We start from the raw sequence: 10,727 nt of genomic DNA, 5'->3' as shown, positions 1-10,727 counted from the left end.
TAGGTGTCGCAATCCACACCGAAACCAGGGGCCCTCACCCCGTTCAAGGACCACTCAAGGCGTGTCGCCCGTCACCAACGCCCCGGGACAGCACACCTAGACCCGTGACCGATGCGCCACGTACGCCAGCGTGCCCAGCACCAGCCGGGCCTCCGGTGGCCGGGACGCCGAGTCCAGGGCGGGGGAGCGCAGCCAGCGCACGGGGCCGAGGCCGCCGCGGTCGGAGGGCGGTGCCGTGATGTGCGCGCCGGGGCCGAGGCCGCCGAGGTCGAGGGCGGCCGGGTCGTCCCAGCCCATGCGGTAGAGCAGGCCGGGCAGGTCGGCGGCGGCGCCCGGGGCGACGAAGAAGTGGGCGCGGCCGTCCGGGGTCGCGGCGACCGGGCCGACGGGCAGGCCCATGCGCTCCAGCCGGGCCAGCGCGCGGCAGCCGGCGGGCTCGGCCACCTCGATGACGTCGAACGCCCTGCCCACCGGCAGCATCACCGAGGCGCCGGGGAACTCGCCCCAGGTCTCGGTCACCTCGTCCAGCGTCGCCCCGGCGGGGATCACCGGCGCGAAGTCCAGCGGATGCGCGCCCGGCGCCGGGCAGTCACGGCGGCCGCAGGAGCAGGTGCCCGCCGCGGCCCGGGCGCCGGGCACCACGTCCCAGCCCCACAGGCCGGTGTACTCGGCCACGGCGGTGCCGTCCGACGTGCGGCCGCGGCGGCGTGAGCCGGACCGGATGTCGCGCATGCCCCGGCTGATGCCGATCGTGAAGCCCATGCCCCCTCCAACGGGTCCGACGTCCGGTAGTTACGTAGCGGACGCGAGATGTGACTCTCTGTTCCCGCCTTCCCGGGGACGATCGGTTCACTCGGCGCCCGGAAGTGCCCAGGGTGGTGTGTTCGACGACACGCGCCCCTGAGTGCATCGCTGCACCCGCTCCTGGTTGTCCTGTGTCAAGTGAATCGCGGTAACGCGTGCATGAGTTCATTCGTTGGGGTGGCGAATGGTGGCGTTTCCGTGTGAGCCGTGGCTGGACGGGTGATCGTAGGATTACTTTGTGTGCACGAGTCCTGGGGGCGCATGCACTTGTGGATATGCCGGAGGCAAGTCGGCATTCCGTTCGAAGGGTGACAAGGACCGGACGGACGACGGTACGAACCGGCATGCTGATAGGGCTTGGCGCACTCGGCGACAAGTGGTCTCAGGGATGGGGGCGTTCCAGTGAGCGGCAACGGCGGAAGCGGGACGAACGCTGCAAACGCGACGCACGCTGACAAGCGCCCGAACGAGCTGCTCACCTCCTGGTTCGTGCGCAGCGGCTGGTCCAAGGGCGAGCTCGCCCGCCAGGTCAACCGCCGGGCGCGCCAGCTGGGCGCCAACCACATCTCCACGGACACCTCACGCGTGCGCCGCTGGCTCGACGGCGAGAACCCCCGCGAGCCGATCCCCAAGATCCTGTCCGAGCTGTTCTCGGAGCGCTTCGGCGTCGTCGTCTCCGTCGAGGACCTGGGGCTGCGCACCGCGCGCCAGTCCCCCTCCACGACCGGCGTCGACCTGCCCTGGACGGGCCCGCAGACCGTGGCCCTGCTCAGTGAGTTCTCGCGCAGCGACCTGATGCTGGCGCGGCGCGGCTTCCTCGGGAGCTCGCTGGTCCTGTCTGCGGGCCCGGCCCTCATCGAGCCCATGCAGCGCTGGCTCGTCCCCTCGCCCCCGGCCCCGCGGTCGGAGCCCGAGCCCGCGACCGGCCCCTCCGGCCGGGCCCGCGGCCGGCTCTCCAAGCCGGAGCTGGACCTGCTGGAGTCCACGACCGTGATGTTCCGGCAGTGGGACGCCCAGTGCGGCGGCGGCCTGCGCCGCAAGGCGGTCGTCGGGCAGCTGCACGAGGTGACGGACCTGCTCCAGGAGCCCCAGCCCGAGGCCACCACCCGGCGCCTGTTCAAGGTCGCCGCCGAACTCGCCGAGCTGGCCGGCTGGATGTCGTACGACATCGGGCTCCAGCCGACCGCCCAGAAGTACTTCGTCCTCGCGCTGCACGCCGCGAAGGAGGCCGGTGACCGGCCCCTCGGTTCGTACGTGCTGTCCAGCATGAGCCGGCAGATGATCCACCTCGGCCGGCCAGACGACGCGCTGGAGCTGATCCATCTCGCGCAGTACGGCAGCCGGGACTGCGCGAGCCCGCGGACCCAGTCGATGCTGTATGCGATGGAGGCCCGCGCCTACGCCAACATGGGCCAGCCCGGCAAGTGCAAGCGGGCGGTCCGGATGGCCGAGGACACCTTCGCCGAGGCCGACGAGTGGGACGAGCCCGACCCCGACTGGATCCGCTTCTTCTCCGAGGCCGAGCTGTACGGCGAGAACTCCCACTCGTACCGCGACCTGGCCTATGTCGCCGGCCGCAGCCCGACGTACGCCTCGCTGGCCGAGCCCCTGATGAAGCGGGCCGTGGAGCTCTTCGCCGAGGACGGCGAGCACCAGCGGTCCTACGCGCTGAACCTGATCGGGATGGCCACGGTGAACCTCCTCCAGCGCGAGCCCGAGCAGTGCACGGTCTTCGCCTCCCAGGCCATGCAGGTCGCCAAGAAGGTCCGCTCCGAGCGGGTCAACACTCGTATCCGAAAGACGGTCGACACGGCCGCGCGCGACTTCGGTGACCTCGGTGAGGTCGTCGACCTCACCGAACGGCTGGCCGCCGAGCTGCCCGAGACGGCCGAGGCGGTCTGAGCCACCACCCGCTAAGACCTGCCCGCACCCCCTGAACCCCGGCCGCGGCCTGCCCTCCCGAACTGCCCGACTCGGCTCCCCCTGCCAGGTCATCGGAAGGCCGACCGCGGCCGGACCCGCTTCCGCGCGGAAGATTGCGTCACGATAACGATCGACGCGCCCACAATCCGGCAGTTCACCGAGGCGTAACACACAGAGCGCCTTCGTCACGGCGGCGAAACAACGAGGGGCTTCCACCGAAACCGCGCTGCGCCAATCTCGTGGCGCATAACCGGCCCACCCCTCATTCCGCTCGAGGCTTCGCCCGCACGGGGCCGTACCAACGACGAGGAGACGCCGATGGCACCAGCCATCACCCTTGCCGCAGAAGCACCCAAGCTGTCTGCCGCCAACACAGGGTTCATGCTCATCTGTTCCGCCCTGGTGATGCTCATGACCCCGGGCCTGGCCTTCTTCTACGGAGGCATGGTCCGCGTCAAGAGCACCCTGAACATGCTGATGATGAGCTTCATCAGCCTCGGGATCGTCACCATCCTGTGGGTGCTGTACGGCTTCTCCATGGCGTTCGGCACCGACTCCGGCAGCCTCATCGGCTGGAACTCCGACTGGGTCGGCCTCGGCAACATCGGCCTGACCGAGCTGTGGCCCGGCTACACCATCCCGGTGTTCGTGTTCCTGGTCTTCCAGCTGATGTTCGCGATCATCACGCCCGCCCTGATCAGCGGTGCTCTCGCCGACCGCGTGAAGTTCAGCGCGTGGGCGCTGTTCATCGCCCTGTGGGCCACGGTCGTCTACTTCCCGGTCGCGCACTGGGTCTGGGGCGCCGGCGGCTGGGCCTTCGAACTGGGTGTGATCGACTTCGCCGGTGGTACGGCGGTCCACATCAACGCCGGTGCCGCCGCGCTCGGCGTGATCCTGGTCATCGGCAAGCGCGTCGGGTTCAAGAGGGACCCGATGCGTCCGCACAGCCTGCCGCTGGTCATGCTCGGCGCAGGGCTCCTGTGGTTCGGCTGGTTCGGCTTCAACGCCGGCTCCTGGCTCGGCAACGACGACGGCGTCGGCGCGCTGATGTTCGTCAACACGCAGGTCGCCACCGCCGCCGCCATGCTGGCCTGGCTCGCCTACGAGAAGATCCGCCACGGCGCGTTCACCACGCTGGGTGCCGCCTCCGGCGCGGTCGCCGGTCTGGTCGCCATCACCCCGGCCGGTGGCGCGGTCACCCCGCTCGGCGCGATCGCCGTCGGCGTCATCGCCGGTGTGCTGTGCGCCATGGCCGTCGGCCTGAAGTACAAGTTCGGCTACGACGACTCTCTCGACGTCGTCGGCGTCCACCTGGTCGGCGGTGTCGTCGGCTCCCTGCTGATCGGATTCTTCGCCAGCGGCAAGGGCCAGTCCGAGGTCGAGGGCCTCTTCTACGGCGGCGGCCTGACCCAGTTCTGGAAGCAGTGCGCCGGTGTCTTCGCGGTGCTCGCCTACTCGCTGATCGTCTCCGCGCTCCTCGCCTTCATCCTCGACAAGACCATGGGTATGCGGGTCACCGAGGACGACGAGGTCGCCGGCATCGACCAGGCCGAGCACGCCGAGACCGCATACGACTTCAGCGGCGCCGGTGGCGGTGCCGCCAAGACCGCCGCCGTCGCGGGCGCCGTGGCCGGCGCCGAGAGCAAGAAGGTGGACGCATGAAGCTCATCACCGCCGTCGTGAAGCCGCACCGGCTCGACGAGATCAAGGAGGCCCTCCAGGCCTTCGGCGTACACGGCCTGACGGTCACCGAGGCCAGCGGCTACGGTCGTCAGCGGGGCCACACCGAGGTCTACCGCGGTGCCGAGTACACCGTCGACCTGGTCCCCAAGATCCGCATCGAGGTCCTGGTCGAGGACGACGACGCCGAGCAGCTGATCGAGGTCGTGGTCAAGGCGGCCCGCACCGGCAAGATCGGTGACGGCAAGGTCTGGTCCATCCCGGTCGACACGGCCGTACGGGTCCGGACCGGCGAGCGCGGCCCCGACGCGCTCTGAGGCAGGCAAACAGAACAGGAGTCGCTGGGTGACGGGTACGGACGTGCAGAAAGAAGCAGAGGACTCGGGACCCAGCGGCTATGCGGCGGCCCGGCTGCGTCTCCTCACCGAGGAGGCGCGGTCCGGGCCGCCGCGCCGTGCGGCCCTGGCCGAACTGACGGACGACTGGCTGACCGGCCTGTTCGCCGCGGGCGCGGAAGGGCTGCGCGGGGCCTCCCTGGTCGCCGTCGGCGGCTACGGACGTGGCGAACTCTCCCCGCGCAGCGACCTCGACCTGCTCCTGCTGCACGACGGCAGCGACCCCAAGGCGGTCGCCGCCCTCGCCGACCGGCTCTGGTACCCGGTGTGGGACCTGGGCCTGGCCCTCGACCACTCCGTCCGGACGCCCGCCGAGGCCCGCAAGACGGCCGGCGAGGACCTCAAGGTGCAGCTCGGCCTGCTGGACGCCCGGCACATCGCCGGTGACCTCGGCCTCACCGCGGGACTGCGCACGGCCGTGCTGGCCGACTGGCGCAACCAGGCGCCCAAACGCCTCCCCGAACTCCAGGAACTGTGCGCCGAACGCGCCGAGCGCCAGGGCGAGTTGCAGTACCTCCTGGAACCCGACCTGAAGGAGGCCCGCGGCGGGCTGCGCGACGCCACCGCCCTGCGCGCCGTCGCCGCCTCCTGGCTCGCCGACGCCCCGCGCGAGGGCCTCGCCGACGCCCGGCGCCGGCTCCTCGACGTACGGGACGCACTGCACCTGACCACCGGTCGGGCGACCGACCGGCTCGCCCTCCAGGAGCAGGACCAGGTGGCCGCCGAGCTCGGCCTGCTCGACGCGGACACGCTGCTGCGGCAGGTGTACGAGGCGGCCCGGCTCGTTTCGTACGCCAGTGACGTCACCTGGCGCGAGGTGGGGCGCGTACTGCGGTCGCGGGCCGTGCGGCCCCGGCTGCGCGCCATGCTGGGCGGCGGCGGGAAACCGACCGCCGAGCGTTCTCCGCTGGCCGAAGGCGTGGTGGAGCAGGACGGCGAGGTGGTGCTCGCCCGTGCCGCACGCCCCGAGCGCGACCCTGTCCTGCCGCTGCGCGCCGCGGCCGCCGCCGCGCAGGCCGGACTCCCGCTCTCCCTGCACGCCGTACGGCGCATGGCGGCCACCGTGCGCCCGGTGCCCACCCCCTGGCCCGCCGAGGCACGCGAACAGCTCGTCACCCTGCTCGGCTCCGGCCGCCCGACCATCGAGGTCTGGGAGGCACTGGAGGCCGAGGGGCTGATCACCCGGCTGCTGCCCGACTGGGAGCGGGTGCGCTGCCGCCCGCAGCGCAACGCCGTGCACCTCTGGACCGTCGACCGGCATCTCATCGAGACCGCCGTACAGGCCTCCGAGTTCACCCGCCGGGTCAGCCGCCCCGACCTGCTGCTGGTCGCCGCGCTGCTGCACGACATCGGCAAGGGCTGGCCCGGCGACCACTCGGTGGCCGGCGAGATCATCGCCAAGGACGTGGCCGCCCGCATCGGCTTCGACCGCCACGACGTGACGGTCATCGCCACCCTCGTACGGCACCACCTGCTGCTCGTCGAGACGGCCACGCGGCGTGACCTGGAGGACCCGGCCACCGTGCGCTCGGTCGCCGAGGCCGTCGGCTCCGAGGGCACCCTGGAACTGCTGCACGCGCTCACGGAGGCCGACGCCCTGGCCACCGGACCGGCCGCCTGGTCGTCCTGGCGCGGCTCGCTCGTCGCCGACCTCGTCAGGCGGGTCGCGGCGGTGCTCGCCGGGGACGCCCCGGCCGACCCGGAGGAGGCCGCGCCGACCGCCGAGCAGGAGCGGCTCGCCATCGAGGCGGTCGCGACGGGCAGCCCGGTCCTCTCCCTGCGGGCACAGACCGAGCCGCCCGCCGGGCAGGAGCCGTCCGGCGACCCGGAGCCGCTGGGTGTGGAGCTGCTCATCGCCGTCCCCGACCAGCCGGGTGTGCTGCCCGCGGTGGCCGGTGTCCTCGCCATGCACAGGCTGACCGTCCGCACGGCGGAGCTGCGGTCCCTGAATCTCCCGGACGGCGTCGACGGCTCCGTCCTGCTGCTGGACTGGCGGGTCGCCGCCGAATACGGCTCCCTGCCGCAGGCCGCCCGCCTCCGCGCCGACCTCGTGCGGGCGCTGGACGGCTCCCTGGACATCGCCGGCCGCCTCGCCGAGCGGGACGCGGCCTATCCGCGCCGCCGAGGCGTGGTCGCGCCCCCGCCGAGGGTGTCGGTCCACCCGGCCGCCTCCCGGCTGGCCACCGTCATCGAGGTCCGCTCCCAGGACGCCCCGGGCCTGCTGTTCCGCATCGGCCGAGCCCTGGAGGACGCGAGCGTACTGGTGCGCAGCGCGCACGTCTCGACGCTCGGTGCCAACGCCGTCGACGCCTTCTACGTGACCGATCCGGAGGGCGCGCCGCTGCCCGGCGACGAGGCCGAGTCGGTGGCGCGGAAGCTGGAAGAGACACTGCGTGGGTGAGGGCGACCCGGCGACTTGTCACGCCGGGATACCCTGGAGGGCGATTCCCCAGTCTGTCTCCGACCCCGAGGACCGCGAGCGCCGTGTTCGATACTCTTTCCGATCGCCTCTCAGCGACCTTCAAGAACCTGCGCGGCAAGGGACGGCTCTCCGAGGCGGACATCGACGCCACGGCGCGCGAGATCCGGATCGCGCTCCTCGAGGCGGACGTGGCGCTGCCGGTCGTCCGCACGTTCATCAAGAACGTCAAGGAGCGCGCGCTCGGTGCCGAGGTCAGCAAGGCGCTGAACCCGGCCCAGCAGGTCCTCAAGATCGTCAACGAGGAACTGGTCACCATCCTCGGCGGCGAGACCCGGCGCCTGCGCTTCGCCAAGCAGCCGCCCACCGTGATCATGCTGGCCGGTCTGCAGGGTGCCGGTAAGACCACCCTCGCGGGCAAGCTCGGCCACTGGCTGAAGGAGCAGGGCCACTCGCCGCTGCTGGTCGCCTGTGACCTCCAGCGCCCGAACGCCGTGAACCAGCTGAGCGTCGTCGCCGAGCGCGCGGGCGTCGGCGTCTACGCGCCCGAGCCGGGCAACGGCGTCGGCGACCCGGTCAAGGTCGCCAAGGACTCCATCGAGCACGCCAAGTCCAAGGTCCACGACATCGTGATCGTGGACACCGCCGGCCGCCTGGGCATCGACCAGGAGATGATGCAGCAGGCCGCGGACATCCGGGACGCGGTCAGCCCCGACGAGATCCTGTTCGTCGTCGACGCGATGATCGGTCAGGACGCCGTCAACACCGCCGAGGCCTTCCGCGACGGCGTCGGCTTCGACGGCGTGGTGCTCTCCAAGCTCGACGGTGACGCCCGCGGTGGTGCCGCCCTGTCGATCCGGCAGATCACCGGCAAGCCGATCATGTTCGCGTCGAACGGCGAGAAGCTCGACGACTTCGACGCCTTCCACCCGGACCGGATGGCCTCCCGCATCCTCGACATGGGTGACCTGCTCACCCTGATCGAGCAGGCGGAGAAGACCTTCGACCAGGCCGAAGCCCAGAAGATGGCCGAGAAGCTGGCCTCCAAGAAGGGCCAGGACTTCACCCTCGACGACTTCCTGGCCCAGATGGAGCAGGTCAGGAAGATGGGCTCCATCTCCAAGCTGCTCGGCATGCTCCCGGGCATGGGCCAGATGAAGGACCAGATCAACAACCTCGACGAGCGGGACGTCGACCGCACGGCCGCCATCATCAAGTCGATGACCCCGGCCGAGCGCCAGGAGCCGACGATCATCAACGGCTCGCGCCGCGCCCGTATCGCACGGGGTTCCGGTGTCGAGGTCAGCGCGGTGAAGAACCTGGTCGAGAGGTTCTTCGAGGCCCGCAAGATGATGTCCCGCATGGCCCAGGGCGGCGGCATGCCCGGGATGCCCGGCATGCCGGGCATGGGTGGCGGTCCCGGCCGGACGAAGAAGAAGCAGAAGCAGGCCAAGGGCAAGCAGCGCTCCGGCAACCCGATGAAGCGCAAGCAGCAGGAGCAGGAGGAGGCCGCCCGCCGCGCGGCCGCCGCCGAGGGCGGAGGCGCCTTCGGGCTGCCGCAGCAGGGCGGCAAGGACTTCGAACTCCCCGACGAGTTCAAGAAGTTCATGGGCTGACGGCCCGTTCCCGTACGGCACGGGTTTCTGAACGGCAGGAGGGCGCCCCCCTTTCCGAAGGGGGGCGCCCTCAGTGGTGCGTCGGCAGCTCGCCGGTCAGGCGTTCGGGAACTTCCAGACGTAGGGCTCGCCGTCCTCCTCGGACCAGTGGACCTCGACGCTCTTGGCGTTCGCCGGGATCACGTACGTCTCGCAGAAGACGTGGCTCTCGCCCTGCTTCCAGCTCTCGACGTCGTACGGGTCCTCGCAGCCCGCCGCGTCCTCGGACGCGCCGATGAGGACGCTGCCGCGCTGCCCGTCGGCGAAGACCGTGGTGCCGTCGTGCACGTCGGAGCCGTCGGTGAGGGCGGGACCGCTCTTGTGCGTGTACTTCACATGGGCGACGGCCAGCACCTTGCCCTTGACCTTGCCCGGCTCCGAGACGACCTTGGCCGCCTCCGCCTCGGTGCCCACGTCGACCTTCTGCGCCACGACGTCGTAGGTGACCTCGCCCGGTTCCTCCGCGACCTTGCCCGTGGCGCTCTCGCCGGTCTCCAGCTCGCCGCCGGAAGCCGGCTCCGGCGAAGGGAAGACCTTGGCCTTCTCGGTCTCCGGGCTCTTCGCGTCGGCGGTGTCGCCGCCGCCACCGCAGGCGGTGAGCGTCAGAGCGAGGACGGCGACGGGCGCGACGAGACGCAGCGCGGTCGTGTGGTGCGGCAAAACAGCTCCTGTATGCAGATGTGTTAGGTCCCCCGAGCGGTGGATCACATTAAGCGTTCATGATCCACTTGGTGAAATCAAAAGCACCCCATGATGCTTTCTTCACACCATTCACACCCTGCACTGAAAGCCTGTTCGTCACGGTGTTCGGGCGATCAGATACCGGAACACGTTCGGCATCCACACCGTCCCGTCCTGCCGCTGGTGCGGATGCAGAGCCTCGGTCAGCTCCTTGTCCACCTGCACCTGGTCCGTCGCCGTGATCGCCGCGTCGAACAGTCCCGTCGACTTGAGCCCGCGTACCGCGCTGTCCACATCGGCGTACCCGAAGGGGCACGCCACCCGCCCGGACCCGTCCGGCTTGAGACCGGCCCGCTGGGCGACGTCCTCCAGGTCGTCGCGCAGGGCGGGACGCCAGCTGCCCGTGCTGCGCAGCGGTTCCGCCAGCTTGGTGGCGACCCGCACCACGGACGTCGTGGCGCACCGCTCCGGCGGACCCCAGCCGGCCAGCACCACGGCCGCTCCGCGCCCCGCCAGCGGCGTCGCCTCCGCGAGCAGCCCGCCCAGCCCCTCCGAGTCGCCCGCGAGGCACCCGATCGGCTCGAAGGCGGTCACCAGGGTGTACGCGGGAGTGCCCGGCTCCTTCGTGTCCCGGGGCGAGCCGTCGACCAGCCGGGTGCCCGCACGCGCGCGCGTGGCCCCGGCCTCGGGCAGCAGTCGCTCCCGTGCGAGGGCCATTCTTTCGGGGGAAGCGTCGACACCGGTGACCGCCGCTCCCCGGGTGGCTGCCATCAGCAGGGCGAGTCCGGAACCGCAGCCGAGGCCGAGCAGCCGCGTCGTGGGACCCACGTCCAGTCGCTCGTAGACGGCCTCGTAGAGCGGTACGAGCATCCGCTCCTGAATCTCGGACCAGTCACGCGCGCGTGCACGCAGGTCCACGCGGGGTGCGGTCCCCGCGTGAGGCAGGTGCTGCCGCACGAGCGTAGGTGTCATAAGTAAGCGCCCCAATCCGCCGAGAGTTGCCTCTTGCCCGATTCCATGGCCCCCGTGACAGTGCGCTCGCACTACCCCCGTATGCCAGGAAACTCCCCCCTCGACCTGTCGTCCAGTGGAATGCGGCCCGGCATATGAGTTGTCATGTGCCTATGGCGAGATTTCACATTCCGGCAACGTGGGCCCGTACCATCTCGC

General features: G+C 71.0%; 8 protein-coding genes. 5 read left to right on the top strand and 3 right to left on the bottom strand.

What is annotated here, in order from left to right:
* Window positions 1-96 precede the first annotated feature (96 nt).
* Window positions 97-762 (bottom strand): bifunctional DNA primase/polymerase, encoded by a 666-nt coding sequence (locus ACIBNA_RS41620; RefSeq protein WP_399170530.1) that lies wholly within the window; start codon window positions 760-762, stop codon window positions 97-99.
* A gap of 444 nt (window positions 763-1,206) precedes the next feature.
* On the opposite strand from ACIBNA_RS41620, the gene ACIBNA_RS41615 reads away from it, so the two are divergent.
* The 5 genes from ACIBNA_RS41615 (at window position 1,207) to ffh (ending at window position 8,837) form a co-directional block, all read left to right on the top strand.
* Window positions 1,207-2,706: a hypothetical protein gene (locus ACIBNA_RS41615; protein WP_399170529.1), complete on the top strand. Its 1,500-nt coding sequence runs from the start codon at window positions 1,207-1,209 to the stop codon at window positions 2,704-2,706.
* 339 nt (window positions 2,707-3,045) lie between these two features.
* Window positions 3,046-4,389, top strand: coding sequence for an ammonium transporter (locus ACIBNA_RS41610; protein ID WP_399170527.1), 1,344 nt, complete (start codon window positions 3,046-3,048; stop codon window positions 4,387-4,389).
* Window positions 4,386-4,724, top strand: coding sequence for a P-II family nitrogen regulator (locus ACIBNA_RS41605; RefSeq protein WP_102907163.1), 339 nt, complete (start codon window positions 4,386-4,388; stop codon window positions 4,722-4,724). Before ACIBNA_RS41610 ends, ACIBNA_RS41605 begins: the two co-directional genes overlap by 4 nt.
* A 28-nt stretch (window positions 4,725-4,752) precedes the next feature.
* Window positions 4,753-7,203, top strand: coding sequence for a [protein-PII] uridylyltransferase (locus ACIBNA_RS41600; RefSeq protein ID WP_399170526.1), 2,451 nt, complete (start codon window positions 4,753-4,755; stop codon window positions 7,201-7,203).
* A gap of 83 nt (window positions 7,204-7,286) precedes the next feature.
* Window positions 7,287-8,837 carry a signal recognition particle protein gene (ffh, locus tag ACIBNA_RS41595; RefSeq protein ID WP_399170525.1) on the top strand — a complete coding sequence of 517 codons (1,551 nt, stop codon included), beginning with the start codon at window positions 7,287-7,289 and terminating at the stop codon, window positions 8,835-8,837.
* Between the two features lie 96 nt (window positions 8,838-8,933).
* Here ffh and ACIBNA_RS41590 read toward each other — a convergent pair whose 3' ends face one another.
* A complete protein-coding gene (locus tag ACIBNA_RS41590) occupies window positions 8,934-9,536 on the bottom strand; it encodes a hypothetical protein (RefSeq protein WP_399170524.1) in 603 nt (200 codons plus the stop codon).
* A gap of 138 nt (window positions 9,537-9,674) precedes the next feature.
* Window positions 9,675-10,529, bottom strand: coding sequence for a methyltransferase domain-containing protein (locus ACIBNA_RS41585; RefSeq protein ID WP_399170523.1), 855 nt, complete (start codon window positions 10,527-10,529; stop codon window positions 9,675-9,677).
* Window positions 10,530-10,727: the final 198 nt, after the last annotated feature.

Source organism: Streptomyces sp. NPDC050164 (assembly GCF_044459945.1).
Lineage (GTDB): Bacteria > Actinomycetota > Actinomycetes > Streptomycetales > Streptomycetaceae > Streptomyces > Streptomyces coeruleorubidus_A.
Note: the sequence above shows the minus strand (reverse complement) of the source record. Positions and strands in the feature narration are given on the sequence as shown.